The following is a 26,592-nucleotide window of genomic DNA, read 5'->3' as shown; positions in this document are numbered from 1 at the left end:
TTTGTGAGCAAATGCGAAAGGGTTGAGAGACAACCGATTATTCTTGCTTTGACGCGGGCTTCAGGGAAAGCGCTGCAAGAGAGGAGTCGACGGGTAATGGGCGAAGCAGAGCAGAACGAGTTCGAGATTGGCGGGCATCATGTCCCGGCATGTAGCTCCTCTGACATTTCCATACCGATCACTACCTTGGCGACTGGATATTCATCGATGTTGTCCGTTCGCGTTTTTCATGGTGCGGAGCCTGGTCCGACCGTATTCGTCAGCGGCGCTGTTCATGGTGACGAGATTGTCGGCACGGCTGTGATCCAGCATCTGGCGCAACAGATTGATCCCAGCAGGCTTTCCGGAACCGTTCTGCTCGTGCCGGTCACGAATATCTTCGGGTTTCTCAATCGGTCACGCTACCTGCCTGACAGGCGCGATCTCAACCGCTCGTTCCCGGGCAGCGTAAGCGGCTCGCTCGCTTCGCAGTTGGCTCAGGTTTTCTTCTCGGAAGTGGTACAACGCGCATCGCTCGGGATCGACATACATACCGCCGCTGTACACCGGTATAATCTGCCACAGATCCGTATCGACAAAGGAAACCCCCGCCTGGTCAAGCTGGCGATGGCATTTGGTGCGCCGGTGATCATCGAGAGCCCATTGCGCGAAGGTTCCTTGCGATCCAAAGCCAAGGAAGAAGGCGTGGATATGCTTCTACTTGAGGCGGGTGAAGCGCTGAGGTTTGACAATCTATCAATCGAAACGGGGGTAGCCGGAGTTTTGAGAGTTCTGGCACATCTGGGAATGATCGACGCCGATGATGGGCTCGCAGGGGTCAGTGTGCCCGCCCGTTCGAACAAGTCCACCTGGGTCCGGTCGACACGCGGCGGCGTAGCGCATCCCGCGAAAACTTCAGGCGATCCGGTGCGCAAGGGGGACTTGCTCGCAACTGTCGCAGGGCTGTTGGGAGAAGAACCAGAGGCCGTCATAAGTCCAATCGACGGAATCATTATCGGACACGCGACTCTGCCAGTGGTGCATCAGGGAGACGCGCTGTTCCATATCGCAGAAGTGTCCCACCCGGAGCAAGTCGGTGCTCAGATAGACTCGATTAAAGAAGCGATCCGCGCGAGCGAACCGGAAGGTCTGGCTGAAGTTCTGCTCGACGAAGACGAAGTGCTCTAGATCAATCCGGCGATTTCCAGCGCTTCATCGACCTGCCGCTTGGCCTCATCCGAGCATTCCACCAATGGCAGGCGCACGGTCGGCTCAACCCAGTCGTGCACGCGGCTGAGCGCATACTTCACTGGCGCCGGCGAAGCATCGCTGAACATTGCATAATGCAGCGGGAACAGCTTGTCGTTCAGCTCGCGCGCGCGCTTCAATTCATTGGCTGCAATCGCTTCATGAAACTCCACGCACAGCGCCGGGGCAACATTGGCGGTCACCGAAATCGCACCTTTGCCGCCAGCAGCCGAATGCGGCAGCCACAGTTCGTCATTGCCTGAAAGCTGACAGAATTCGCGCCCGATGCCCATGCGGTGATCAGCGACTCGCGACAGGTCTCCACTCGCATCCTTGATCGCCACGATCCGCTCCGGGTATTTACGCACCAGTTCGACCACCGTTTCATCTTCGATATCTGTCACGGTGCGGCCCGGCACATTGTAAAGAACAATCGGCAAGTCGCTGTTTTCCGAAAGAAAGCTGAAATGGGCAATCAGCCCGCGTTGGCTCGGGCGATTATAGTAAGGCGCAACGCAAAGCCCCGCGGCAGCGCCGGCCTTCTTGGAAAAATTCATATGCAGCAACGCGTTGCGCGTATCATTCGATCCACAGCCGGCGATAATCGGAACACGGCCCGCTGCTTGCTCTATGCAAACTTCGATCACCCGGTGATGCTCTGCATTCGAAAGAGTCGATGCTTCACCGGTTGTTCCGCATGGCACCAATGCCGAGCTGCCCTGCTCGATTTGCCAATCGACCAGGCGGCGAAAGGCCCCTTCATCAAATTGTCCACCGCGAAATGGTGTAACCAGAGCCGGTATTGAGCCAGAGAACATTGATTTCAGACCTTTCTTGATGGCATAATGCAATTGAGGGGAAATCTTAGCGCCGTGAGCTTTTCCAAGCCGTTCACAGCCTGATAAGGAGCGCACTGGCAAGATGTCCAGCATGCAAAACACCTCGAGCCGAAAATTCGGTATGAAATACCTTGTCGCGACAGTCCTTCTCGGCACGACCGGGCTGGCCATGGGGGCGCCTGCAGCAACGCAGAACGCCAGTGCATCAGACATGGCACGCGCGCAAATGGTGGCGCAGCAGCCAACCCGCATGGAGCAAGTCATCAACCGTTGGGAATATCTCAACGAGAATGATGATCTGGATTTTGATGCCTATTCCGGCTTCCTGCTTGCCTATCCCGATTTTCCGCGCACAGCCCGCTTGCAAATACGCGCCGAGAATGTGCTGGACAGCACAGCCGCGTCTTCGGAACAGCTGGTCGCCTATTTCGATGCGCACCCACCGCTAACCAATACCGGGCGTGCGCGCTACGCTCTGGCGCTCAACACTCTACGACGCCCTGAAGCCGCCGAAATGGCGCGTACTGCCTGGCGCGGTGGGCCAATGAAGGAAACCACCGAAGTCTACCTTCTCGGCCTGTTTGCAGGGCAATTTACACAGGCCGACAATGACGCTCGGATGGAAGCGTTGCTGTGGGAAGGTGATGCTGATGGCGCAGTTCGCCATATGCTCATGACGTCTCTCGACAAGCGTGACCTGTTTGGCAAACGCCTCGCCCTGGTGCAGGATAAACTTCCGCAAGACGAAGGGCTGGCAATTCCGCGCACCGCGCTCGACAATCCGGGCACGGTGTACAACCTTGTACGCTACTACCGTGAAAACCGGCAGATGAACCAGGCGATCAATATTCTGACTAATCGCCCGCAAGCGACTTCATTGCCGTTTGAAGAATCTGACATGATCAATGAGATGCTGATTGCTGCAAAGGGCGCCGGTGCACGCCGTGCGGTCCAGATTGCCGCATCGGCGGATGACCTTTTTGCCCCAAACACCGACATTAGCGAGGGGTCGTTCCGTCTTCGTGACAAATACACCGATCTTATGTGGCTGGGTGGCACACAAGCTCTGTGGGATTTGGGTGACGGCGCAGCCGCTGCCCCTCTGTTCTATCGTTATGGCGCAGCAGCAAAGACTCCGCTGACGCGGGCCAAGGGATTCTACTGGGCGGGCAGAGCGTCGAGCCAGGCAGGCAACGCAGGCGAAGCAACCCGCTACTACGAAATGGCCGGGCAATATGCCGATCAGTATTATGGCCAGCTTGCGCTGAGCGCTTTGAACAAGCCGGTGCCAGAATTCGCGCAGCTTCCCGAACTTGAAGTCAGCGACGAGCAGCGCCGTGAGTTTCGTGCGAAACCGCTTGCGCAGGCGCTGCGTACACTTGCTTCCTCACGCCGCGACTGGCGCACGGAACGCGCATTCTTTGAAGCGCTGGCCGACAAGGCGAGAACTCCCGAAGATATGGTCTTGCTGTCCGAGCTATCGCAAGAGCTGTTGATGGATGAATTCGCGGTCGTGGCTGGCGCAACAGCGCCGGAGCATGGCCTGACAGGGTTTGAAAGGTTCGCGCATCCGACAGTACGCGTGCCATCAACTTCAAACTGGACCATGGCACATGCGATCATGCGCCAGGAAAGTGAGTTCGACCAGAACCGCGTCAGCCATGCCGGCGCACGCGGGATGATGCAGCTGATGCCGGGCACCGCGCGTGAGCAGGCGGGCAAGCTGGGCGTCAATTACATGTCAGCCAGCCTGACCGATGACACACAATACAACATTCGCCTGGGCGATGCATATTTCCGCCGGATGCTGGACTATTACGGCGGGTCATACCCGCTTGCGCTGGGTGCCTACAACGCGGGCCCGGGTCGCGTAAACCAGTGGCTGCGCCTGAACGGTGATCCGCGGACCGGGGCTATCGATTACGTCACCTGGATCGAGAAGATCCCGGCCAATTTCGAGACACGCTATTACATTATGCGCGTTCTCGGTAACGCAGTGGCATATGACAATATGCACCCCGATCGCGCGCCTGGCGGCCAACCGCGGCACATCGATTACTTCCTTCGTAGCTAGCGACTGATGAAACCAATCGGTGATCCGATCACGCCGTCAGGGATGGCGGCGCTAAAAGAGCGATATCACCATCTGCTGGGGACTGAACGCCCTGAAATCGCAGAGATCGTCAGCTGGGCGGCGGGCAATGGTGACCGCAGCGAAAACGGCGATTATCTCTATGGCCGCAAACGCATGCGCGAGATCGACCGCGAACTGAGCCATCTCTCGCGCCGTATGAAAAAGCTGCGTGTTGTCGATCCCAGCGAGCAACCCGATCAATCGCGGGTGTTTTTTGGTGCCACTGTCGAGCTGGCCGATGAAAACGACAATCACAAAACCGTTACACTGGTCGGCGATGACGAGCAGGATGCGGGCAATGGCCGGATTGGCTGGAATTCGCCCATGGCCAAGGCCTTGCGCGGCGCATCAATCGGGGATTTGCGAACAGTCAGGCTTCCCACTGGGCTGAAGGAATGGGAAGTATTGGCGATTAGCTATGATTAGATCGCTCTCTCCTGTTCTGGCCATTCTGGCCGTTGCCTCGCCGTTCGCAGCCAAAGACAGCCTCGGCGTGTTTTCTGATTGGGCAGCGTTTCGCGATCTCGAGGCACCAAGATGCTATGCGATCACCGCAGCCGAACCGGTTGGCCCACGTACAGATGCCGCGCGCGACTATGAGCCCTATGCAAGTGTCGGCACCTGGCCCCTGCGCAAGGTCCGCAATCAACTGCATTTGCGGCTATCTCGCGAGATGACGCAGGGCGCTTCGATCAGCCTGCGCGTCGGCGGGCGCAGCTTCGCTTTGACCGGCGGTGGCGGCGATGCATGGGCCGCAGATCAAGCAATGGATGCGGCGATCATTGCTGCCATGCGTTCCGCCGACACCATGCGCGTTACGTCGACTTCCAAGTCAGGCCGGCGTTTCACAGACACCTATCAGCTGTCTGGCGCAGCGACCGCAATTGATGCCGCCACGCTAGGCTGCGCGCCTGCGGCCTTGAACGAAGCGCGCCGCAGCTAGCCAAACGGTCAAACCAGCCCTATATGCGCGGCCTCCATGGCAGACACTGCACTCATGAGTATACCGGGACAGATTGATCCCGTGCCCGCGCCGCGTGACGTCACGCCGCGCGCCGACGGTCGTATCGATCTGATGGGTTTGCCAAAAGAACGCATCCAGGAACTGTTCGCGGAAGCTGGCTTCGACGCCAAGCAGGCCAAACTGCGCAGCAAGCAGGTGTTCCACTGGATCTATCACCGCGGCGTTGGCGAGTTCGCGGATATGACTGATATCGCGAAAACCATGCGCCCGTGGCTAACAGAGCGGTTTGTGATCGCCCGACCCGATGTGGTCGAGGCGCAGCATTCGACCGACGGAACGCGCAAATGGCTGCTCAAGACCGCTGATGGTCACGAATACGAAATGGTCTTCATCCCTGATGCCGATCGCGGAACTCTGTGTGTTTCCAGCCAGGTTGGCTGCACCTTGAATTGCACTTTCTGCCACACTGGTACGATGAAGTTGGTTCGCAATCTGACACCGGGCGAAATCGTAGGGCAAGTGATGCTCGCACGCGACGCGCTGGGGGAATGGCCCAAAGGCTCGATGGCCGGCCTTGATGGCGCTGAAGACAGCAGCGAATATCGCGCCGATGGCCGCCTGCTGACCAACATCGTGATGATGGGCATGGGCGAACCGCTGTATAATTTCGACAATGTCAAAGCTGCACTGAAGCTGGTGATGGATGGCGCAGGTCTTGCGCTGTCACGCCGGCGGATCACGCTTTCCACAAGCGGTGTTGTGCCGATGATGGAGAAGTGCGGCGAAGAGATCGGCGTGAACCTGGCGGTTTCACTCCACGCGGTGACCAAGGAAATTCGCGACGAAATCGTGCCGCTCAACAAGAAATACGGCATTGAAGAGCTGCTCGCGGCTTGTGCCGCCTATCCGGGTGCCAGCAATGCACGCCGGATTACATTCGAATATGTGATGCTGAAGGACAAGAATGACAGCGACGAGCACGCGCATGAGCTCGTCCGGCTGATCAAGGAATATGATCTTCCCGCCAAAGTGAACCTGATCCCGTTCAATCCATGGCCGGGATCAGCCTATGAATGCTCTACGCCGGAACGGATCAAGAGCTTCTCCAACATCGTGTTCGAGGCCGGGATCAGCGCGCCAGTGCGCACACCGCGTGGCCGCGATATCGATGCGGCCTGCGGTCAGCTCAAAACGGCTGCGGAAAAGAAGAGCCGCGCCGAGCGTGACCGCGAAGCTGCCGCGGCCGCTGCGCAAGCGTGAGTTTCAACTACACTGAATTTCGTCGCAATTGAGGCTAGCTTAATCCCTAATACCGCGGAAACCACCCGCGTTCATGCAAGGTTTTGATCGCGATCTGCATATGCTGCGCATGAAATTATCTTGGGAGGTACCCAAATGAAGAAGTTCGCTTTGGCAATCGCCGCCGCCACTTTGACAATTCCTACGGCACCAGCGCTGGCTGATCCGCCCGCGCATGCCCCCGCGCATGGCAAGCGCGCGAAAGACCGTGCCGCTATCTAAGATGCCAATGGTTATTACATCTCGCCGCGCCGGATCTCTCGGGATTCACGCATATGGCGCGGCCGCGACGGGAAATATTACTGCAAGCGGGATAAAGGCACGACCGGCCTGGTGATCGGTGCTGGTGTTGGCGCATTGGCTGGTCACGAGCTTGCCGGTGACGGTGACAAGACGCTGGGAGTTTTGCTCGGCGCGGCGCTTGGTGGCGTGCTAGGCCGCGCCATTGATCGCGGCGATTTGCAGTGCCGCTGATCAGAAGATAACATTGCTAAAGGTTCGGTACCGGGCCGTCTCTCATCTTAAGAGGCGGCCCTTTTCTTTACCTAAGCGATCGGTTGCAGCGCCCCACCCTGCGCAACCATCGCACAGCGCCCCCCGATCCAGATACTTCCATCTGTTTCCTGTCTGCAATCGACCAGACCGTCCGCACCGGTCTCGCGCCCCTGCGCAGCGCGGTAACTACCTCGTGCCAGCCCGCTGCCGAACAAATGCATCGCCACGCCCGCGTTGAAACTGCCGGTCACGGGGTCCTCTACAAAACGACCCGCGGCGTTGGCGAAGAATGCGCGCAATTCCCAATCCGCATCCGCACCTTTCTCGCATGGCCCGGCTAGCCCGATGTCGGTTCCCAACGGCGCTTTCGATACCGGATCCGCTGCCAAAACATCTGCCGCGCTTGAGAGCCTGAGCAATTGCCATTGCGGGCCATTTTGAACATGCACCGCTTCGACAACAGCATCTGGGTCAACCCCTGTCAGCTTGATCGCATTGTCGCGCTCTTCGGCAGTCAGATCGCCTTGCTTGGTAAACGGCGGCGCCTTGAATGCCAGTTGAGTTCCCTTTCGACGAACTTCGACCAGCCCCACCCCGCATTCCTGTATCACCACCCCGTCTTGCTGCGGCGATCCGCCCGCCTCGAGCCAAGCGTAACAGCTTCCCAATGTGGGGTGGCCGGCAAACGGCAGTTCGCCGCCCGGATAGAATATCCGCACACGATAATCGGCCGCAGAATCGCTAGGTGGCAACAGAAAGGTCGTCTCGGAAAACCCCAACCATTGTGTAAGCGCCAGCATCTGATCTGCTGACAAGTCGCCCGCACCATGAACCACCGCCAACCGATTGCCGCTGAGCGGGCCGGATCCGAATACATCCACCAGATCAATTTTCATCGCGTTTCTCCAACCTTCGCACGCTCTCTAGCCAAGTTGACGCATTTCTGCTGAATAGATTTGATGTCCAGGCCAGCAATTCTCGTTACCGGCGGAGCAGCGCGTATCGGCGCAAGCATCGTTCAGGCATTTGCGAATGCAGGCTGGCACTGTGTGATCCACTATCGCGGCTCTGACGAGGAAGCGCGCGCACTGGCAAATACATTGCCCTCAGCCGAGATTGTCCGATGCGATCTGCTAGACGGGGATGCGGCAGTCGCAATGGTGCACGAGCTTGCGGGCAAGCTGACCGACTGGCGCGTGCTGGTCAACAATGCTTCGGTATTTTCATATGACGATGCAACCAAACTTGATCCCGCAACGAACAAGTATGCGATGCAGGTCAACGCAGAAACTCCCACGCGCATGGCGCAAGCATTCCTGGCGGCAGCGCGAAGCGGCGCCGGGCGCACTGTAATCCACGTCACAGATCAGAAGCTCGAGAATACCAATCCGGACTTCTTCAGTTACACCATGAGCAAACATGCGCTCGCATCGACGATCAAAATGCTGGCAAAGGACACGACCGATCCCGATGACCGCGTGTACGGCATCGCTCCAGGTGCGATACTGCCTAGTCACGACCAATCACCCGACGAAATCGAAATCTCGCATCGCTTGAATCCACTTGGCCGAAAGACTGGCCCGGATGAAATTGCCGATGCTGCGCTTATGCTGTCACGCGGTCATGTTCGCAGCGGCGAGTCCATCTTTGTCGATAGCGGGCAGCATCTGCTCGATCAGGATCGCGATGTGATCTATCTCGCTCGCGAAATGGCTGAGGGAACCGCACGATGAAAAAGAAGCACTCCCTGCTCACGCGTATCTGGCACTGGCTCAATACGCTATGTGTGATTGTGTTGTTTATGAGCGGTCTCGGCATCTCCAACGCGCACAGATACCTCTATTGGGGTGATGCGGGGTCGCAGCCGTCAGAGGCGTGGACCGCAGTCATCCGGTTCCCGGATTGGGCGACACTTCCGCAGCGCTATGATCTGGCCGAATCGCGCGATTGGCACGTGCTGTTTTCATGGCCTTTTGCCGTCGGATTGCTAGTGTTCTGGATCGCGATGCTGATCGGCGGGCATTTCTGGCGTGACCTGCGAACACGCCAGGAAGAATGGAAACCAGCTGCAATATGGGCTGATGTTGTCAAACACGCGAAGCTCGATTTCACCCATGTTGGCGCGAAATACAGCTTTCTGCAAAAGCTGACTTACGGGATCGTACTGGTTGTCTTGCTGCCCGTTATGGTTTTCACCGGTCTTGCAATCAGCCCCGGTTTCGAGCCGGCCGCGCCGTGGCTGGTGGATATGTTCGGGGGGCGGCAAAGCGCCCGGTCGATCCACTTTCTTGCTGCTTGGGCGCTGTTCGCATTCTTTGTCGTTCACATCCTGCTCGTGCTGCTTTCCGGCCCTGCGAAGCAAATGCGCGACATGATCACCGGAGGCGTGGATGAAACGTAGAACAGCCCTCGTTGGCCTTGGTGCGTTATTCGCCGGGGCATGCTCGAAAATCTCTGAAAGCCGTGCGGGCCAATCGCTGTTCGACATGGCGGAAAACTGGCATTTGAAGGCGCATCGCGCGCTGGCAAACCGTCAGGCTCTTGCTCCTGAATTTGCCAAGTCCGATATTTCTCCGGTCTTTAAGGGCAATGGTTCGATAACGGTCGACAGTGACATCTATCGCGATCAGCTGAGCAAAGGCTTCCCCGATTGGCGTCTGCGGATCGGCGGATTGGTCAAGAACGAGATGTCATTCTCGCTCGAAAACCTTCGCACCCTGCCCCAGCGGACACAGATTACCCGGCACGATTGTGTCGAAGGTTGGAGTGCGATCGGGGAATGGACCGGGCCGCAGCTATCGTTGCTGCTTGACGCCGCCGAAGTGCTTCCGGCAGCCAACTTCATTGTCTTCTATTGCGCGGATATTCTCTACGGCAAGCGCTATTACGAGAGCGTCGATATGGTCGATGCCTACCATCCGCAGACAATCGTGGCGCATGCACTCAATGGCGAGCCGCTACCGGAAAAGAACGGCGCTCCGTTGCGGATGCGCATTGAACGTCAACTTGGCTACAAGCATCCCAAGTATCTTACCGGCATCGAAGCGGTAGCCAGCCTTGACGATATCGAAGGCGGCAAAGGCGGCTTCTGGGAAGATAACTACGGATATCAGTGGTATGCCGGGATGTGATTGATCCCTATTTGGCGGGCTTCCGTCCGAGATAGTGCTAAATCACTAGCGGTGCGCGCATCATTTCATCCGGCGTGCCGGAAAAAATTACCCGCCCTTCATCCAGTACATATGCACGCTCAATCAGGCTGAGCATTTCGGGCACGTTCTGATCGGTGAGCAAGATACCAATGCCGCGCGTCCGCATCTCGCGGATCAGTTGCTTGATGCTGGCGATGGTAAGCGGATCAATTCCCGAGAATGGTTCATCGAGCAGCATAATCGCCGGATCAAGCGCGAGCGCCTTAGCCACTTCGCATCGCCGCCTTTCACCGCCCGAAAGGGAATTGGCCGACGCCTTGCGCAGCCGGGCAAGATCGAGCGACTCAAGAATCTCCTCGAGTTTGGCGTCCCGTTGCTCGCGCACGGGTTCGACTATTTCCAGCATGGACAGGATGTTCTGCTCGACGGTAAGTCCACGAAAGATCGATGGTTGCTCGGGCAAATACGCAAGTCCCAGCATCGCCCGACGGTAAAACGGCAATGCCGTCACGTCCGCGCTGGCAAGCCTGGCTTCACCGATGCCTGGACGCGCAAATACATCTTTCCTGGCGGCTACATTCCGGCACTGTCCGAACTTGTCTCTGAAAGCGAGAAGGCCGGCTGGCAGATTATGGATGTGGAGGCGATGCGCTTCCACTACTCCTACACGCTTGAGGAATGGTACAAACGCACCGTCATGCACCGCGAGGAAATCACGGAGATGTCTGACGAGACGTTTTACCGCATGTGGTTGTTCTACCTCGCCGGCGCAGAGCAAAGCCTCCGTAATGGCACGATGGTGAACTGGCAAATCCAGTATGTGAAAGATCGCGCAGCGGTGCCGATGACCCGCGAGTATATAGTCGAGGAGTCGGCCCGTTTGCGCGAGAAAGGCGAAGTACCCAAATGGCGCTTCGATCCGGAGTTAAAGGAAGCGGCAGAGTAGCCACCCTCACCCCTTTGGCGGGCGCGGAAACAGCTTTGGCGTGTTCTTGCGATAATTCTGATAATCCGGATCATCCCCCCAGCGTTCTTTGGCGATGCCATCGAGCAGGTTGATCCCGCTCACCCGCGTCAGCAGCAGGAAGACGAAAATGGGCGATATCACCGCCAGCCATGACCAGCCTGAAAGCAGCGGCATCGCAATCACAAGAATGCCGGTCCACAGCGTGATCTCTCCGAAATAGTTCGGATGTTGAGACCATGCCCACAGGCCGCTCTGGATGAATTTGCCCTTGTTCGCCGGATCTTTCTTGAACTGCCGTTTCTGGTTATCCGCGACCACTTCCAAGCCGAATCCGATCACCCAGATCGCTGCGCCCACCCAGAAGAATAGTCCCAGCGGCGCGCTTTCTTGCTCTGTGATAATAACCAGTGCTGCGGACGCGGTGAAGATCACCCACACCGCTTGCAATGTCCATGCAACCAGGAAACGCGGAGGATTTACCTTGATCTTCTCGAACCGTTCATCCGCACCACCTGCGGCATGAATGCGTGTAAACAGGAAGCTGCCCAGCCGGATAGTCCAGATACCTACCATCGCTGCCACCACCATCGCGCGCGCGTCCAGCGGCGCCGAATTATACGCCGCCACCGCGATGACAGAGAGATAGGTCAGCGCGCCGACCGTGTCATAATAGGTATCCTTCTGCGCCAAAGCCGAGGGGATGAACGCCAGCCAGTTCACCGCAAAGGCCACCATGGCGCACACGAAAACCGCTGAATGCACACCCATCGACACGCTGTTTGCGCCCGCAAGGTAGGCAAAACCTGCCCCCAGAATTGTCGCGAAGACGACAACCGTCAAACTTTTCTCAGCACCTTTGAATGTCATTATCTGCTCCCCCGAAAATTGCTTTGTCCTGGAACGAGTAGCAATACAAATCGATCCGGCAAAGATGCAGGCGATTAACAAGCCGCAGCTTGAAACGCCAAACTCGGCTTGGGATGGGGATTGCGCCTTGTTCAACGGGCTGCGGAACTATAGGCCGGACCCTGCATCAAGGGAGACAGCAAAATGGGACAGCTAAGCATCACAATCGGAAGGGTTCTGCTGGGGCTATATTTCCTGATGCCGGGTTTGATAAAGATCGCAGGACCCGCCCAAACCATCGCCTATATGGAAAGCCACGCGATCCCCTTTGCTGCACCGCTGATGTGTTTTTCTGCCTCCATAAACATATTGGGCGGGCTGGCGCTGATCGCGGGTCGGCATGTCCGACTGGTCGCCTATGGCTTCGTAATCTATGTTTTGCTGGTCAATTTCATGCTGCACGATTTCTGGACAATAGGTCCGGATATGGTCGAGCGCGAAACACAGAATTTCTTCAAGAATTTGGGAATTCTTGCCGGACTGCTGGTGCTGGCAGGCACGGCAACAGTCAGGCCACTATCGATAGCGGGTTGGTGGCTAAGCGACAAATCTGTCTAGGGCTAAGCGCCGCAACCACGCGAAATATTGAGAAGCCATGACATCTGTTCAGCAATGCGAACCCTGCAAGCATTGCTGCGATCAATTCGCTTGAAATATTCTGAGACTGCTGCGCACACTCATACGCATGAGACTTCGTCAGTGGGAATGGTAGCGGAGGTCCGCTGCACGCGTTACCCCCAGTATAATGAGGGCAATGAGATAGTTGAACGACTTTCCAATAAAATCAGAGCTTTAGCTAGAACATACTTGCATAAAGCTGCCTGAAAACGTCAAATACCTACCGCATAATATCCTAATGATAGTTTTGGTAGTGATTGGCCTCCGTTTAATCATTATCTCTACGCTTAAGAACAAGTCGCGAAATTGCGGGGAGCACGAACAACGTGAGCGCCGTTGCGGTTATCAATCCGCCGATAACAACTGTCGCAAGCGGACGCTGAACTTCGGCGCCTGTGCCTGTGGCAATAGCCATCGGCACAAACCCCATTGAGGCCACCAGTGCCGTCATTAAAACGGGGCGGAGTCTTGCCAGTGCGCCTTCGACGATCGCCTTGTCCAAAGGCATACCACTCTCCATTCTTTGGCGTATCGCGGTCATCATCACGAGGCCGTTTAAAACGGCCACGCCTGACAATGCGATGAAACCAACCGCAGCGGATATCGAGAAAGGGATGTCGCGCAGCCAGAGCGAGAACACGCCTCCGGCAAGAGCCATCGGGATCGCGCTAAACACTGCAAGTGTGGAAAGCCAACTTCCCAAAGCCATATAGAGCAGGAGAAGAATCAGGAAAAAGCAGAGCGGAACGATGAGGCTCAGTCTGCTTTTGGCAGCTTGCAGATTTTCAAACTGGCCGCCCCATTCGATATATGCACCTTCCGGCAAGGAGACCGTCTCACTCACCGCCGCCTGTGCTTCTTCGACATAGCTGCCGAGATCGCGCTCGCGTACATTGGCAGAGACGATAACGAGGCGGCTGCCCTGCTCGCGTCTCACTTCCGCCAATCCGTCGCTCACCTCGAAGCTCGCCAGTTCCCGCAAAGGCACTGTTGCGCCGTTCGGCGTCTGGACCGGCAATGCGCCTAGACGGTCGAAGTCACTTCTCAGAGTCTCAGGCAGGCGAACGACAATATCGAAACGCTTGTCGCCCTGAAAAACCGGACCTGCGGGACGGCCTCCCACGGCAATAGCGACAAGTTCGGCAACCTCTTCAACGCTTAAGCCGTAGCGCCCGATAGCGGTGCGGTCGAAACGGACATCAAGTGTCGGAAAGCCGGTAGTCTGCTGCACTTTGACGTCTGCTGCCCCTTCAATTCCGCGAAGTAAGTTTGCCACCTCATTAGCTGATGCCGATAAGGCTTCGACATTGTCGCCATAGAGTTTGACGGCAATGTCACCGCGCACACCCGCAATCAGCTCGTTAAATCGAAGCTCGATAGGCTGGCTGAATTCATAGAGGTTTCCGATCAAGCCGTTCAACTCACTCTCCATATTTGCAACAAGAGCGTCCTTGCTGAGTGAGGGGTCCGGCCATTCGTCCCTCGGATTGAGAAGAACGTAAGCATCGGAGATATTGGGAGGCATCGGATCACTTGCGACCTCTGCCGTGCCCGTTCTGGAGAAAACGGTCGCCACTTCGGGAAACTCCGCTAAAGTCCGCTCGACCTGCCTTTGCATTGCCACCGACTGCTCAAGCGAGGTCGAGGGAATACGCAAACTCTGCACTGCCAAGTCGCCTTCATCGAGCTGCGGCGTAAACTCACTCCCCAAAGTCGTGAAGAGAAGCGCAGCAACGGCAAAGAGTGCGGCACCGCCGCCGATCACCGGCCAGGGCCGTGCGATGGTTTTGACAAGTAGCGGTTCGTAACGCTCCTTCGAGGCGCGGATGACCCGTACTTGCTTTTCCGAGATACGCCCTTTGAGAAGCACTGCGATCATCGCAGGTACGAAAGTCAGCGACAGCACAAAGGCAGAGGCCAGTGCGAGCAGCATCGTGATTGCCATAGGCGAGAAGGTTTTGCCCTCAACGCCCGTGAAGGTCAGAAGCGGTGCAAAGACGAGCAGGATGATGGCCTGACCGTAGACGGTCGGTTTAATCATTTCTTGTGCGGCAAGGCGGGTTTCTGCGAGCCTCTCGCCAAGGGACAGCAAGCGCCCCTCTTGATGTTGACGCGCGGCCAACCTCGCCACCGAATTCTCAACGATGATGACTGCACCGTCCACGATCAAGCCGAAGTCGAGTGCGCCCAGGCTCATTAGATTCCCTGAAACACCCAGGCGGTTCATGCCGATGGCGGCCATCAGCATGGAAAGCGGGATGACTAGAGCTGTAATGAGTGCTGCGCGGATGTTTCCCAACAGCAGAAATAAGATGACGATGACAAGAAGCGCGCCTTCGACGAGGTTTTTTTCGACTGTTGCAATCGTCGCATCCACGAGGGTTGAGCGATTGTAGATGATCTCGCCGACAACACCGTCGGGCAAGACCGATCTCACCTCCTCAAAGCGTTCCGCAGCCCCGGCTGCTACAGTTCGGCTGTTCTCCCCGCTTCTCATTAAAACGGTTCCGATGACGGCTTCCTCGCCGTTGTAAGTGCCTGCCCCTGTGCGCAGATCACCTCCAAGGCTAACCTCGGCAACGTCTGCGACACGCACGGGCACGCTACCCCGATTGGCAACGATGGCTTGCGCGATGTCTTCCACCGAACCCACCCGGGCATCGACACGCACGAGCAAGGCCTCTCCGTCGCGGTTGAAGAAGTTTGCGCCCACCGCAAGATTGGCGCGCTCGATTGCATCGACAAGTTCGTTAAATGCGATGTCATAGCCGTTCATACGGGTTGGATCGGGCTGCACCAGAAACTGCTTTTCATAGCCACCAATCGAATCCACGCCTGCCACGCCGGGCGACGCGCGCATGAGCGGTGCGATTACCCAGTCCTGCAAACTGCGTAGGTAAGCTGCCTGCGCGACCTCATCGGCAAGTCGTTCACCTTCGGTGGTGACAAAACTGCCGTCAGCCTGCCAACCTGTTGCACCGCTAGATGCACCACCTTCCTCGCGCTCGGCAAAGCCGATGCGATACATGAGAACTTCACCAAGCCCCGTTGAGATTGGCCCCATGACGGGCTGTGCGCCTTCGGGAAGGTCGGAGGCTATTGCGGTCAAGCGTTCATTGACCTGTTGGCGGGCGAAATAGATGTCGGTGCCTTCGTCGAAGATGGCCGTGACTTGCGAAAAGCCGTTGCGTGAAATCGAGCGGGTCATGTCTAACCCCTCAATCCCCGCAAGCCCTGTTTCGACCGGATAGGTGATTTGCTGTTCGACCTGTGCAGGCGAGAGCGCCGGCACGACCGTATTGATTTGCACCTGCGTATTGGTGATGTCGGGAACGGCATCAATTGGCAGTTTGAAGAGATTGAACGCTCCCCAACCCGCGACAAGAACGGTCAGGACTATGACCGCCAGACGGAAGCGGACAGCGTAATCGAGGATACTCCCGATAAGACCGTGCTGCGTATCAGTGGCCATGTTCAGCCTCCGATTTTCCAAGCTCGGCCTTTAGCAAGAAGGCGTTTTGCGAAGCGATGACGGCTCCTGCCTCAAGCCCTGAGACGATTATGACCCGCCCTGCCGAACGCGCGCCTGTTTGAACCTCGATGGGCTCGAACGCATCACCTTCGCGGACAAAAACGACCGACTTGCCTTCAACCGTCTGGACCGCAACTTCCGGCACAGAAATTACGTTCGGATCAGAATCCGATGTGCTCGCAATTCTGATCTCCACGAAGGCGTCAGCTTGAAGTGCCGTAACCAAACGGTCGGGGATAATGACGGCCGTTGCCGCCCTGCTTGTAGGATCAAGCGTGGGAGTAATTGAGCGGATTCGTCCGCCGATTTCCTGCGAACCAATCACGATGATCACACGGTCGCCACTGGAAACGCGCGGGACATCACCAAGCGGTATCGCCGCCTCGATCTGAACCCGTGCCGGGTCAACGACCTCCATCAACTCTGTTCCTGCCGTAACAAAAGCCCCGAGCACGGCAGGCGCATCTGTAATCCGACCTGCGATGGGACTTGTAATCGCAATTGTGCCACCGTCGGTCACGCCTGCGGCCGCAGCAGTGCTGCGCGCCCGCGCAAGATCGGATCGGGCAACCGAAAGCTGGGTTTGGGCCGCTTCCAAATCCTGACGCGCGGTCACATTCGCATCAAATAGCCGCTTTTCGCGGTCGTAATTGGCTTGTGCCTGGGTAAGACGGGCTTGGGCTGTTGCAATATCGGATGAATATTGTGCGGCCTGCGCGCTCTCTATAACCGCCACTATTTCACCGCGAGCGACGGCATCGCCAAGTGTCTTGGTGATACGGACAATCGTGCCATCGGCACGTGCGTCAAGCCGTGCCGCCCCGCTCGGATTGGCCTTTACCGTTCCCGGAACGATGATCTGTGCATTGCCGCCAAGGGTCACGGTATGAAGTTCAATCCCGGACGCAGCCATTTGCTCGTTCGTGATAATCAGCAGTTCTTCATCTTCGTGTTCGGCGGATTCCTCCGCATGACCATGTTCCTCGTCGGCAAAGGAACCCGGCAGCGAAAACCATAGGATCGCCGCTGCAATCAGCAGGACCGAAAGAATAGTGAGGACTCTTTGTCTGGTCATGACTCACCTCCTTGTCGCTGGGTGAGCCGCATGAGCGTGGCCGTAGCTTGTGCCAGGTCCGTCCTTGCAGAGATCAAGTCGGCCAGTGCTGCGTCCCTGACCGACGCCGCATCAAGCACATCAATGAGCGTGAATCTGCCGTAGCGGTAACCGATTTGCGCAAGCTCAAGCGCTTCTTCCGCTCGGGGCAGAATAACCCCGGACAGGCTCTCAACGCGCGCCTCGGCGGCACTGATGGTGGTCAAAAGCGTGGTGCGCTCACGCTGCAATTGCATCCGGAGAAGCAACAAACGCCCTTCGGTCGCACGCGCGTTTGCTTCTGCTGCCTCGATGCCTCCCTGATTGCGGTTGCGCAAAGGTATCGCCATCGACGCGCCGATGGTAAAAGCCGTATCACCGGTTTCCTCGAAACGGCGGATGCCAGCCCCGACATTGAGATCGGGAATGGCTGCGCGCCTCTCACGGACAATATCGGCTTCGGCAGCGTTCAGCTCGGCACTTGCACGTGCCAAGGCAAGTGTTCCCGCAATATCTCTCGTGCCTGCAACCGTATCGGGTGTCAGCCAAAACGTCTCAATATCCTCGGGAGGTGTGCCTGCCCCCCAAAGCTCGGCCAGGTTCGTCCGTGCGTTCAGATATTCGGCCTCAGCCGAACGCAGATTGGTTTCGGCTTCCGCCATTGCGGCTTCTGCCCGAATGGCGCGAAGGGGCGGTTCGCGCCCGGCCTCAACCAATTCGCTGGCAATGCGGTGAAGCTCTGCCGAACGATCAAAAATGCTTTGCTGCAATGCCACATTTTCTTTGGCTGCCACGGCTTCAGTAAAGCGCTGTCGCACGGCGAGTGCGAGGTCAGCGCGCGATATAAGCGCGTTAAGTTCGGCAACGCTCGATTGTGCCTGTGCTGCGCGCACCCTTGTACCCCGTTTGCCGCCAAGCTCGATGGGCTGGGTTAGCATCAGTGTTGTTTCATTCGAGCGCAGTCCCGAGAAAGCACCGCTGCCAGCGATGTTCTCGACCTCGAGCGAGACTTCGGGGTTCGGGCCGTAGCCTGCCTGCCGCTCATTGCCTCGGGCAATATCGACTTCGGCCTCTGCTATGCTTGCAACAGGAGATTCCGCTCCCGCCAACTGCAAGGCGTCCTCCAGGCTCAAGCCCTGCTCTTGGGCCGAAACTGTAGTAGGTATGAGCGCAAGCACAATTGCTGCGCATATCGGGCGCAAAAGCGCCAAGTTTGGTGACATGGAAAGTCCTCTTATCTGGTTTGAGTTGGGGGAACCGCGAACACGCGGTCAGGGAACACAAATCAGATGCGTGGAGGACGCTTCAGTTTTGAGAGATTTGCCTCGGGCAAGGCATTGTCGCGCCTAGGACCAAGCAGTGACACCGATACGCTCAGGCCTTCTGCCGAAGCAACAGGTGCCACGACCTGCGCCAGATGATGACAATGCCCGTGCGCGCAAACAGCATGTTTGTCGCCTGTGTCTCCGTCCTCATCGGAATGGCCATTATCGGCCAAATCAGATGATATATGGGAGATTTCCGATTGCACTTCACCTGAACAAGCGGCTGCCTCTGCGACCGTCGAGAATGCGAACATAGCAAGCAACAGCACGGCGACGACACGCATCGCTGCACTTTGGAAACTTGCCTGATGTGTTCGTGCATTCATGATGCGAGTATCTGCCAAATCAATTTCACGGTCAACAAGAGAAGTAATAATCTTTCACGGGAATGATATGACATTACTTCCGGCAGTTTGCATTTGACGATACTTGAAAAGCAAAATCTTCAATTATGAAACTAGTATCTAAGAAAGATTTATCTCGCACATGGATCAAATATCATGCCAAAATGTGTGTGGCAGATATTTTAATAAGGTATTGATTTTACACGATAAAATGGTAGCGGAGGTCCGCTGCACGCGTTACCCACGCGATGAAGCCTCGAACGATGTTTGCCTTAGATTAGCGAGGCAAATTGCAGAACTAGGTAGATTCAGTGCACGAAAGTCCGTTTAGTTACAACGCTTTAGTTGTGCTGAGCGAAAGCCTCGGTGGCTCCATCGTGCCCAATCGCAAAGACTGTGTAAGGTTGCGTCTGGCCACCAGCCTCCATCCCAGGGGAACCCAAAGGCATTCCAGGAACGCTGAGGCCTGCAATATCAGGTCGTTCATCTAGCAGACGCTTTATGTCCTCTGCCGGGATGTGACCTTCCAATGCATAGCCATCGACCTCACCTGTGTGACAGGAGCGCATATTATCCGGCACGCCAAGACGGCTGGCGATAGGTGTGGTGTTTTCGACATCAATAGCACTCACCTCAAAACCGTTCTCGCGCAAATGATCTATCCAAGCGTTACAACACCCACATGTCGGTGTTTTATGAACTGTAATTAGCGGCAGAGCGGACACTTCCTCAACCGCGATATTTTCAGCATTTTGGGGTTCTTCTTCCGAGCAGGCAGCCAAGCCTAGCGGCACTGAAAAAAGAAAAATTGTAAGTAGTAAGCGTATCATGATTTAGAACCAAAACTTCACACCTGCAACGAATACGGTGCGATCCGGGTCTCCCCCTTCCGTTTGTGTTATATTACGTGTTTCACCAAGGTCGGTTTGATATTCGACGCCGATGTAAGGCGCGAATTCAGGCACAAATTCGTATCTCAATCGAAGTCCCGCATCGAGGCTGGTAAGCCCGCTTCCGATATCAAGTTCGGGGATGTCCTGAGCTGACATATTCAGCTCAACGCGCGGTTGCAAAATCAGCTGTTGCGTAATGCGCTGGTCGTATTCAGCCTCTGCCCGTGCGGTAAAATCACCCTCATCAGAGACAAAGCCTGCAACATCGACCTCGAAAAGATAGGGGGCTAATCCCTGCACACCCAACACGAGGTGTGAGGTGTCAGGTTCAGATGGGCGATAATCATATCGCACGCCTGTTTGAAAATCGAACCAAGGGCTGATGGCACGGCTCCATAAAGCTTGCACCTCAGCATCATCAAGGGACTCTTCAAATTCGCCCTCGCCTTCGGTTTTAATCCAAAGTTTGTTGAGATCGCCGCCAACCCATGCGTTGGCTTCCCAAACGTAAGCATCTGCACCTTCACCCGATTGCAGTTCCAATCGGTCGATGCTGATGAGCGAGTTGATCGCACCGCCTTGTTCGCGGCGAAGCTGTTCACGCGATGCTGCCATCTCAGAGTCAGAGAAAATGGTATCGGCGGCATGCTCAGGGCCGGAAAAAGCCTCAGGAGGCGGGCCTGATTGTGGAAGAGACATCGCGTCCATACCACCCATATCATGTCCTGCATGCGGGTCCGCATCGTCGCTGCCTTGCTCTTGCATGTCACTCATATCGTGACCGGCATGGGGGTCGGGTTCGGTTGTGTCCTGGCCTTGCATAATTCCCATGTCATGGCCCGCGTGAGGATCGGTTGCCGCGTCTGAACTCTCAGACATATCGCCCATGTCGTGACCTTCATGCGGATTAGACATGTCATGGCCTGCGCGAGGGTCTTCTATCTGTGCGTCTTGAGCAGGTGCTTCCATCCTATGTGCGCTATGGTGCATCTGCTGTGCAGCGACAGGAATTGGAAGAGCTAGTGCGGCAATAATAAGGGCTGTTCTCATGTCGGTTCACCTTCCATCGGGCGAACCTTCACAACGTTGAACATGCCTGCGTGCATGTGCATCAAAAGGTGGCAGTGAAACGCCCAGTCTCCTGGTGCATCGGCAGTGAGGTCGAACTTCACATAGCCTCCGGGAAGGACATTGACGGTGTGCTTCCTCGGCTGGTGCCCGTCCTGCCCATTGACGATCTCAAAGAAATGTCCGTGCAGGTGAATCGGGTGCGTCATCATCGTATTATTCACGAGTTTGACGCGCACCCGCTCGTCGCGTGCAAAACGGATTGGCTCTACGATTTCGGCAAAGCGTCGTCCGTCGAGGGACCACATATAACGCTCCATATTCCCTGTCAGATGGATGACTAGCTCGCGGCTCGGACTGCGTGGATCGGGGTTAGGATTAAGCGAACGAAGTTGCGTGTAAGTCAAAACACGGTGCGGGACGTTTTCGAGGCCGAGGCCGCGATCACCTGTTCGGTCGGCAGGGTTAGGGGCAATCATATCAACACCCGGATTGACGTCGATTCCAGGAGCGTTTTCAGGGTCACGCATGCTCATGTCCCCATGATCCATGCTGCCGTGGTCCATGCCGGAGTGATCTTCACCATCGCCCATACTGGCCATGCCGCCCATGCCCATGTCGCGCATGGTGAGCGTTGGACGTTCCCTGAGAGCTGGCACGGGAGCTTCCATACCGAGGCGCGGTGCTAGCGTTGCACGGCCTAGTCCTGAACGATCAATGCTTTCTGCGACGAAGCTGTAAGCCCGATCCTCGCGCGGTGTGACCACCACGTCATAGGTTTCGGCAACACCGATTTGGAATTCGTCTGTCTCAACAGGCTGGACGTTTTCTCCGTCAGCATTGACCACAGTCATCGAAAGGCCAGGAATTCGCACATTAAATATGCTCATGGCAGAGGCGTTGATGATACGTAGGCGAACGCGCTCACCCGGCTCGAACAGCCCTGTCCAATTCTCGTTCGGACCGTGACCATTGATAAGGTAGGTGTAGGTTGCGCCCGTCACATCGGCGATATCTGAGGGCATCATGCGCATGCCTGCCCAGCGAATGCGCTCTTCTATATCCTGACCTTCACCTGCCAGAAGGCCTGCTAGGGTTTGCTGCTGGCGGTTGAAATAGTCGGGCGATTGCTTGAGCGTTCGCATGATCTCATGCGGGTGCATGAAGCTCCAGTCCGAGAGCACAATAATGTGTTCGCGGTCATATTGAATGGGGTCAGTACCTGCGGGATCAACAACAATCGGACCGTAATGCCCCATCGCTTCCTGCAAGCCCGAATGGCTGTGATACCAATATGTCCCCGACTGAATAATCGGGAATTCATAAACGAATGTCTCATGCGGCTTAATGCCCGGGAAGCTAACGCCCGGAACGCCGTCCATCTGGAAAGGCAAAAGAAGGCCGTGCCAGTGGATAGATGTATCTTCTTCAAGATGATTGGTGACAGCCAATCTAACATTTTGCCCTTCGCGCAGGCGAATGAGCGGTGCGGGAAGTGAACCATTGACGGTCACAGCATGTCCGGTGCGGTTACCAATCGAAAAGGACGAGTTGGCAATTGATAGCGCGATGTCCTCGCCTGACAGCGTGGCACCATTCTTCGTCGCAGGCGCGTGGGCCAAACCTTTTGGAGAAGCCCAGGCGGGCATCATTGAGTGGAAGGCAAACATGCCGCCAACGGCTAGTGAGCCCTTGAGAAGGTTTCTTCGCGACTGGTCGATGGGGGCAGGTTTACGCTTCATACTTACCTGCCCATCTTTCCAAAGAGTTCGACGAGTTCCGTAAACTTTTCGCGCTGAGCCTCGCGGTCGCCGCTTTCAATCGCTTCGTTCACACAGCATCCTGCATGAATCGAAAGCACCTTCTGTCTCGTTGACTTCAGAGCCGCTTCCATTGCCTGCATCTGTTGCAGGATGTCGATGCAATAGCGTCCTTCCTCCATCATTTTGGAGATGCCGCGTGCCTGTCCTTCAATCCGCTTCATGCGGGCGATTTCTTTTTGGAACTTCTCGCTCATCGTCTCGTATGTCCTCGGCAAGGTTGCAAAATATACCCTAGTGGAGTATGGTATAGCAATTAGATAGATCGATCAATGACGACGACAAGGGACCGCATGCACAAAAATTTATTTAAACCGCGCTTGGCGGTTTTTGGCGTGTTGCTTGTCATTGTCGCTCTGGTCTTTTCGGTTGGGTCGCCTGTGACAGCACATGAGGCTCACCGACAGGATCAAACCGAGCAGGAAATTGCGACAGAAAGCTCCGCACCGAAGGTTGATCAAGATCCAGCAATCGTTGTCGACGAAAGTGCATTTGATGTTGCCGATTTTCTGGGTCGCCTTCACCCGGCAGCCGTTCACTTCCCGATTGCTCTTCTTTTTTTCGCTGCCATTGCCGAACTTGCGCTTCTCATTCGACCAACTCTTGGACTGGAGAGGACGGTTGGCTTTTTGGTATGGTCGGGTGCGTTGACCGGAATAGGGGCGGTTATCCTCGGATGGTTTGCAGGCGGTTTCCGTTTGACCGACCGATCCGAAACACTGTTCTGGCATCGCTGGAACGGAACGGCGCTTGTCGCAATTGCACTGATTGCTGCGCTCATTCACGCACGAAAATGGAACCGCAACCTGTTCCGCCTGTTAGTGTTTTCAGTTGCTATTGCATTGATAGTTCAGGGTTATTTGGGTGGCGAGCTCGCCTTGGGCCCTGACCACCTTAACTTAAATCCGAAAGGGGGCTCTTAAATGAGTTACGGAAGATTTGCGGCCATGATCCTGGCCTCTACAGTCATCATGTATGGCTTGATGTATTTGAACACTTACGAACTAGGCCACGTGTTTTTCAGTGAGACGCGCGCCTGGATGGCGCTCTACATGGGCGCGATGATGGCAATCATCATGCTCGCCTTCATGCTGGGCATGTATAAGAAAACGAAGGTCAACATTGCAATCTTTGTGGGCGCAGCGGTTGTGTTCGCAGGATCGCTTTTCCTTGTGCGAAGTCAGAACACGATTGCTGATGAGGCGTGGATGAGCGCGATGATCCCGCATCACTCGATTGCCATTCTCACCAGTGAGCGCGCCAATATCGAAGATCAGCGCGTGCGCGAATTGGCAGACGAAATCATTAAGGCGCAACGCCGCGAAATCGATGAGATGAAGTGGTTACTTGATGACATCGAGACGAACGGGCGCGCGACCACGGAAGCTGAGGCCGAGGCTCGGCCTGTGCCTGAATTTGAAGGTGAACTGTAAGCGGGAGGGTAGTGGACATGGCACAGACCAAAACAGCAAAGCTCTATCGGATGGTCATGGAAAAGCATGTCTGCCCCTACGGCCTTAAATCAAAACACCTGCTCAAAAAGCAGGGATTTGAGGTCGAGGATCACCACTTGACTACGCGCGAAGAAACCGACGCCTTCAAGGAAAAGCATGGGGTTAAGACCACTCCGCAAACTTTCATCGATGGCAAGCGTATCGGTGGTTATGACGATTTGCGTGCGCATTTTGGAGAAGAGCCAAAGGGCGAAGACGAGACGACCTATCGCCCTGTTATCGCGCTATTTGCGATGACTTTCCTGATGGCGCTAATGGCAGCCTTCGTTGCCGAAGGTGAGTGGATAACGCTGCGCACCTTCGAGTGGTTTATCGCATTCTCCATGTGCGGACTTGCCTATCTCAAGCTGCGCGATGTCGAGAGCTTTTCGACCATGTTTCTCAATTACGACCTGCTGGCAAAGAAGTGGGTGCCCTATGGCTACGTCTATCCCTATGGCGAAGGCTTGGCAGGATTACTGATGATTGGCGGAATTTTGCCATTCATCTCGATTCCGGTCGCGCTTTTCATCGGAACGGTAGGAGCGGTCTCGGTCTTCAAGGCTGTTTACATCGACAAGCGCGAACTCAAATGCGCCTGTGTCGGCGGGGATAGCAATGTGCCCCTTGGCTTTATATCGCTCACTGAGAATTTAATGATGATGGGCATGGCTATTTGGATGATCGTGAAAATGAACCTGTAGAAATGCGTTCATTGACAGATGTTGACAACCAGTCAAATTCGTCTTAAGCTATTGATATTAAACAAAAAAATGGTAGCGGAGGAGGGACTCGAACCCCCGACACGTGGATTATGATTCCACTGCTCTAACCACCTGAGCTACTCCGCCCCGAAAGGCATGCCGGAAACGAAATCAACCGCTCGGCAGGCGGCGCATTTAGGGCGCGTGTCGCCCTTGGTCAACCGCTATTGCCCGCGAAATGCGCAGCGTTTGACTGCATCCCATGGACCGCCACGATAGATGTGCATCTCAATCGCGGGAAAGTGGAAGCTGCGCGGCTCGATCTGCGCCTTCAATTCGGCTTGAAGAGCCCGCGCTTCTTCCTTGCTGACCTTGTTCTGGATCGTGATATGCGGCCGTGGTTCATACAGATCCTGAGCAGTCAGCGCGCCATGGAAATGCTCAGCAATGAATGCACGGATTTCCAGCAATTCCTCGCTCTGGAGAGCGATCGCAGTCCCCTTCCCCAGATCCATTACGCCGGTCACGCGGCCAAGGGGTGGCGCAAACTCCGCCGCAACTCGAGATAGAAAATCCTTCAGTTCTTCGAACAGGGACGGCGCGAACGAGTGAAACATGGTGACATGGGCATGGAGCTTGTTGCGATGTGCGGGATAGTGCGCGCGGCGCAGGCCCTCAGCCCAGCTTTGAATATCTTGCGGCAAGGCGGCGGTGACAATGAAAGGTTGCGACATAAACCTTGCGCCTAGCGCACCCTAGATCCCGTTCTCTTCGCGAAAGCGCCGCCATTTGGCCACGTTGCGATTATGCTCTTCCAATGTGTCCGCAAAAACGTGACCGCCGCTGCCATCTGCCACATAAAACAGCGCACTCGTTTCTTCGGGATTGAGCGCGGCCTTGATTGCAGCCCGGCTCGGATTGGTGATGGGGCCAATTGGAAGGCCGAAAATCGCCCGCGTGTTGTAAGGATTGGGATCGCGCAGCTCGGATACCCGAATCATGCGGCCCAGCGGTTTTCCTTTGGTAATCGGATAGATCGTCGTCGCATCAGCGCCCAATTGCATGCCGATCCGAATACGATTGGACATAACGCCCGATACCTTGCCGAGTTCATCTTTCGCCTGCGTTTCCTTCTCGATGATCGAGGCAAGGATCACCGCTTCAGCTTTCGATGTAACTGCGGCATCGGCGCTGCGCTCTTCCCACGCCTGGTCGAGATAGTCAGTCATTGCGCTTTGCATCCGTGCCAGCACGGCCGAACGCGCTTCGCCGCGCTCGAAATCATAAGTGTCGGGCAGCACCGATCCCTCAGGCGGGATTTCAATCTCTCCGCTCAGAAGTTCGTGCGCCATCAACCGCTCGAACACCATGATCGAGGGCATGCCTTCCGGAATTGTGATGAAGCGCCGGATCACATCGCCGTTCTGGAACGCGCCGAGGATGTCCGCCTGACTCATATCAGCGGTAAGTTCGAATTCACCTGCCTGGATTGCGTCGCCGCCACCAAACAGTTTGGCATTCAACAAGAAACCATCAGATGAGCTGATCAAGCCTTGCTCCTCCATCCTGTTCGCGACCGCAGTCAGCGAGGATCCAGCCGGAATCGCAAACACCGTGTCTTCTTCAATGGTCGCTTCGCCCATGACAGAACCGATGACGAGCCATCCTGCGATCAAAAGCGCCATCAGGGCCGCAACAAGGCAGCCGAGCTTTTTCACG

29 protein-coding genes and 1 tRNA gene are annotated in these 26,592 nt (G+C 56.1%); 15 read left to right on the top strand and 15 right to left on the bottom strand.

Going from position 1 to position 26,592, the window contains the following annotated elements; genetic code table 11:
- The first annotated feature begins 96 nt into the window (after positions 1 to 96).
- Entirely contained in the window at positions 97 to 1,167 is a 1,071-nt protein-coding gene (locus tag QZ487_RS09390) for a succinylglutamate desuccinylase/aspartoacylase family protein (protein WP_285975471.1), read from the top strand.
- On the opposite strand, the gene dapA is transcribed toward QZ487_RS09390, so the two are convergent.
- Complete coding sequence (gene dapA / locus QZ487_RS09385; RefSeq protein ID WP_285976996.1) at positions 1,164 to 2,045, bottom strand: 4-hydroxy-tetrahydrodipicolinate synthase; 882 nt, start codon at positions 2,043 to 2,045, stop codon at positions 1,164 to 1,166. The genes QZ487_RS09390 and dapA overlap by 4 nt on opposite strands.
- A gap of 103 nt (positions 2,046 to 2,148) precedes the next feature.
- On the opposite strand from dapA, the gene QZ487_RS09380 reads away from it, so the two are divergent.
- From QZ487_RS09380 to QZ487_RS11490, 6 genes are all read left to right on the top strand, one after another.
- Complete coding sequence (locus QZ487_RS09380) at positions 2,149 to 4,140, top strand: lytic transglycosylase domain-containing protein (RefSeq protein WP_296024578.1); 1,992 nt, start codon at positions 2,149 to 2,151, stop codon at positions 4,138 to 4,140.
- A 6-nt stretch (positions 4,141 to 4,146) separates the two neighbouring features.
- The gene (gene greB / locus QZ487_RS09375; protein WP_296024576.1) at positions 4,147 to 4,626 is read left to right on the top strand and encodes a transcription elongation factor GreB; all 480 of its coding nucleotides are present in this window, start codon (positions 4,147 to 4,149) and stop codon (positions 4,624 to 4,626) included.
- On the top strand, positions 4,619 to 5,143 hold the full coding sequence (locus QZ487_RS09370) for an invasion associated locus B family protein (protein WP_296024575.1): 525 nt from the start codon (positions 4,619 to 4,621) through the stop codon (positions 5,141 to 5,143). The genes greB and QZ487_RS09370 overlap by 8 nt, the downstream gene beginning before the upstream one ends.
- 36 nt (positions 5,144 to 5,179) lie before the next feature.
- A complete protein-coding gene (rlmN, locus tag QZ487_RS09365) occupies positions 5,180 to 6,424 on the top strand; it encodes a 23S rRNA (adenine(2503)-C(2))-methyltransferase RlmN (RefSeq protein ID WP_296024572.1) in 1,245 nt (414 codons plus the stop codon).
- A 135-nt stretch (positions 6,425 to 6,559) separates the two neighbouring features.
- Positions 6,560 to 6,685: a hypothetical protein gene (locus tag QZ487_RS11495; protein WP_367114449.1), complete on the top strand. Its 126-nt coding sequence runs from the start codon at positions 6,560 to 6,562 to the stop codon at positions 6,683 to 6,685.
- 111 nt (positions 6,686 to 6,796) lie between these two features.
- Complete coding sequence (locus QZ487_RS11490; protein ID WP_367114448.1) at positions 6,797 to 6,937, top strand: glycine zipper 2TM domain-containing protein; 141 nt, start codon at positions 6,797 to 6,799, stop codon at positions 6,935 to 6,937.
- A 71-nt stretch (positions 6,938 to 7,008) separates the two neighbouring features.
- Here QZ487_RS11490 and QZ487_RS09355 read toward each other — a convergent pair whose 3' ends face one another.
- On the bottom strand, positions 7,009 to 7,854 hold the full coding sequence (locus QZ487_RS09355; protein WP_296024571.1) for a PhzF family phenazine biosynthesis protein: 846 nt from the start codon (positions 7,852 to 7,854) through the stop codon (positions 7,009 to 7,011).
- Positions 7,855 to 7,917: 63 nt separating this feature from the next.
- Here QZ487_RS09355 and QZ487_RS09350 point away from each other — a divergent pair, with 63 nt between their 5' ends.
- From QZ487_RS09350 to QZ487_RS09340, 3 genes are read left to right on the top strand one after another with little or no spacing between them, the layout of a single operon-like run.
- The gene (locus tag QZ487_RS09350) at positions 7,918 to 8,691 is read left to right on the top strand and encodes an SDR family oxidoreductase (RefSeq protein WP_296024569.1); all 774 of its coding nucleotides are present in this window, start codon (positions 7,918 to 7,920) and stop codon (positions 8,689 to 8,691) included.
- Positions 8,688 to 9,359 (top strand): cytochrome b/b6 domain-containing protein, encoded by a 672-nt coding sequence (locus tag QZ487_RS09345; RefSeq protein WP_296024567.1) that lies wholly within the window; start codon positions 8,688 to 8,690, stop codon positions 9,357 to 9,359. Before QZ487_RS09350 ends, QZ487_RS09345 begins: the two co-directional genes overlap by 4 nt.
- Positions 9,349 to 10,089: a molybdopterin-dependent oxidoreductase gene (locus tag QZ487_RS09340; protein ID WP_296024565.1), complete on the top strand. Its 741-nt coding sequence runs from the start codon at positions 9,349 to 9,351 to the stop codon at positions 10,087 to 10,089. Before QZ487_RS09345 ends, QZ487_RS09340 begins: the two co-directional genes overlap by 11 nt.
- A 37-nt stretch (positions 10,090 to 10,126) precedes the next feature.
- On the opposite strand, the gene QZ487_RS09335 is transcribed toward QZ487_RS09340, so the two are convergent.
- Positions 10,127 to 10,591 carry an ATP-binding cassette domain-containing protein gene (locus QZ487_RS09335; protein WP_367114447.1) on the bottom strand — a complete coding sequence of 155 codons (465 nt, stop codon included), beginning with the start codon at positions 10,589 to 10,591 and terminating at the stop codon, positions 10,127 to 10,129.
- Between QZ487_RS09335 and QZ487_RS09330 the strand changes: the two genes are divergently transcribed.
- Positions 10,562 to 11,056, top strand: coding sequence for a class I SAM-dependent methyltransferase (locus QZ487_RS09330; RefSeq protein WP_296024560.1), 495 nt, complete (start codon positions 10,562 to 10,564; stop codon positions 11,054 to 11,056). The two genes, QZ487_RS09335 and QZ487_RS09330, sit on opposite strands and share 30 nt — an antisense overlap.
- A 6-nt stretch (positions 11,057 to 11,062) precedes the next feature.
- Here QZ487_RS09330 and QZ487_RS09325 read toward each other — a convergent pair whose 3' ends face one another.
- Positions 11,063 to 11,944: a DUF1295 domain-containing protein gene (locus QZ487_RS09325; protein WP_296024559.1), complete on the bottom strand. Its 882-nt coding sequence runs from the start codon at positions 11,942 to 11,944 to the stop codon at positions 11,063 to 11,065.
- A 183-nt stretch (positions 11,945 to 12,127) separates the two neighbouring features.
- Here QZ487_RS09325 and QZ487_RS09320 point away from each other — a divergent pair, with 183 nt between their 5' ends.
- Entirely contained in the window at positions 12,128 to 12,541 is a 414-nt protein-coding gene (locus QZ487_RS09320; RefSeq protein WP_285975483.1) for a DoxX family protein, read from the top strand.
- Between the two features lie 328 nt (positions 12,542 to 12,869).
- Here the strand turns inward: QZ487_RS09320 and QZ487_RS09315 are convergent, their stop codons facing one another.
- The 8 genes from QZ487_RS09315 to QZ487_RS09280 form a co-directional block, all read right to left on the bottom strand.
- The gene (locus QZ487_RS09315) at positions 12,870 to 16,073 is read right to left on the bottom strand and encodes a CusA/CzcA family heavy metal efflux RND transporter (RefSeq protein WP_296024556.1); all 3,204 of its coding nucleotides are present in this window, start codon (positions 16,071 to 16,073) and stop codon (positions 12,870 to 12,872) included.
- Positions 16,063 to 17,208 carry an efflux RND transporter periplasmic adaptor subunit gene (locus QZ487_RS09310; RefSeq protein ID WP_296024555.1) on the bottom strand — a complete coding sequence of 382 codons (1,146 nt, stop codon included), beginning with the start codon at positions 17,206 to 17,208 and terminating at the stop codon, positions 16,063 to 16,065. The genes QZ487_RS09315 and QZ487_RS09310 overlap by 11 nt, the downstream gene beginning before the upstream one ends.
- Positions 17,205 to 18,359, bottom strand: coding sequence for a TolC family protein (locus tag QZ487_RS09305; RefSeq protein WP_296024554.1), 1,155 nt, complete (start codon positions 18,357 to 18,359; stop codon positions 17,205 to 17,207). Before QZ487_RS09305 ends, QZ487_RS09310 begins: the two co-directional genes overlap by 4 nt.
- Positions 18,360 to 18,511: 152 nt before the next feature.
- Positions 18,512 to 18,877: a hypothetical protein gene (locus tag QZ487_RS09300; RefSeq protein ID WP_296024552.1), complete on the bottom strand. Its 366-nt coding sequence runs from the start codon at positions 18,875 to 18,877 to the stop codon at positions 18,512 to 18,514.
- A gap of 359 nt (positions 18,878 to 19,236) precedes the next feature.
- Positions 19,237 to 19,725, bottom strand: coding sequence for a DUF411 domain-containing protein (locus QZ487_RS09295; RefSeq protein WP_285975484.1), 489 nt, complete (start codon positions 19,723 to 19,725; stop codon positions 19,237 to 19,239).
- Positions 19,726 to 19,728: 3 nt separating this feature from the next.
- A complete protein-coding gene (locus QZ487_RS09290) occupies positions 19,729 to 20,838 on the bottom strand; it encodes a copper resistance protein B (protein WP_296024549.1) in 1,110 nt (369 codons plus the stop codon).
- A complete protein-coding gene (locus tag QZ487_RS09285) occupies positions 20,835 to 22,598 on the bottom strand; it encodes a copper resistance system multicopper oxidase (protein ID WP_296024548.1) in 1,764 nt (587 codons plus the stop codon). The genes QZ487_RS09290 and QZ487_RS09285 overlap by 4 nt, the downstream gene beginning before the upstream one ends.
- Before the next feature lie 2 nt (positions 22,599 to 22,600).
- The gene (locus QZ487_RS09280; protein ID WP_285975487.1) at positions 22,601 to 22,873 is read right to left on the bottom strand and encodes a metal-sensitive transcriptional regulator; all 273 of its coding nucleotides are present in this window, start codon (positions 22,871 to 22,873) and stop codon (positions 22,601 to 22,603) included.
- 96 nt (positions 22,874 to 22,969) lie between these two features.
- On the opposite strand from QZ487_RS09280, the gene QZ487_RS09275 reads away from it, so the two are divergent.
- Genes QZ487_RS09275 through QZ487_RS09265 form a run of 3 tightly spaced genes read left to right on the top strand, consistent with a single transcriptional unit; the run spans position 22,970 to position 24,873 of the window.
- A complete protein-coding gene (locus tag QZ487_RS09275) occupies positions 22,970 to 23,599 on the top strand; it encodes a DUF2231 domain-containing protein (protein ID WP_285975488.1) in 630 nt (209 codons plus the stop codon).
- Positions 23,600 to 24,109, top strand: a complete 510-nt coding sequence (locus QZ487_RS09270) for a DUF305 domain-containing protein (protein WP_285975489.1) — start codon at positions 23,600 to 23,602, stop codon at positions 24,107 to 24,109. It begins immediately after the preceding gene.
- Between the two features lie 17 nt (positions 24,110 to 24,126).
- Positions 24,127 to 24,873, top strand: a complete 747-nt coding sequence (locus QZ487_RS09265) for a glutaredoxin (RefSeq protein ID WP_285975490.1) — start codon at positions 24,127 to 24,129, stop codon at positions 24,871 to 24,873.
- Between the two features lie 70 nt (positions 24,874 to 24,943).
- On the opposite strand, the gene QZ487_RS09260 is transcribed toward QZ487_RS09265, so the two are convergent.
- The 3 genes from QZ487_RS09260 to mltG all read right to left on the bottom strand — a co-directional run bounded on the left by QZ487_RS09260 (position 24,944) and on the right by mltG (position 26,591).
- Positions 24,944 to 25,020: transfer RNA gene (locus QZ487_RS09260), tRNA-Met, on the bottom strand.
- A 77-nt stretch (positions 25,021 to 25,097) separates the two neighbouring features.
- A complete protein-coding gene (locus tag QZ487_RS09255; protein WP_285975495.1) occupies positions 25,098 to 25,607 on the bottom strand; it encodes a 2'-5' RNA ligase family protein in 510 nt (169 codons plus the stop codon).
- Between the two features lie 21 nt (positions 25,608 to 25,628).
- Complete coding sequence (mltG, locus tag QZ487_RS09250) at positions 25,629 to 26,591, bottom strand: endolytic transglycosylase MltG (protein ID WP_296024542.1); 963 nt, start codon at positions 26,589 to 26,591, stop codon at positions 25,629 to 25,631.
- Between the last annotated feature and the right edge of the window lies 1 nt (position 26,592).

The organism is uncultured Altererythrobacter sp., from assembly GCF_913057185.1.
Taxonomy (GTDB): Bacteria; Pseudomonadota; Alphaproteobacteria; order Sphingomonadales; family Sphingomonadaceae; genus Erythrobacter; species Erythrobacter rubellus.
This window is presented reverse-complemented; position numbering and strand designations above follow the sequence as displayed.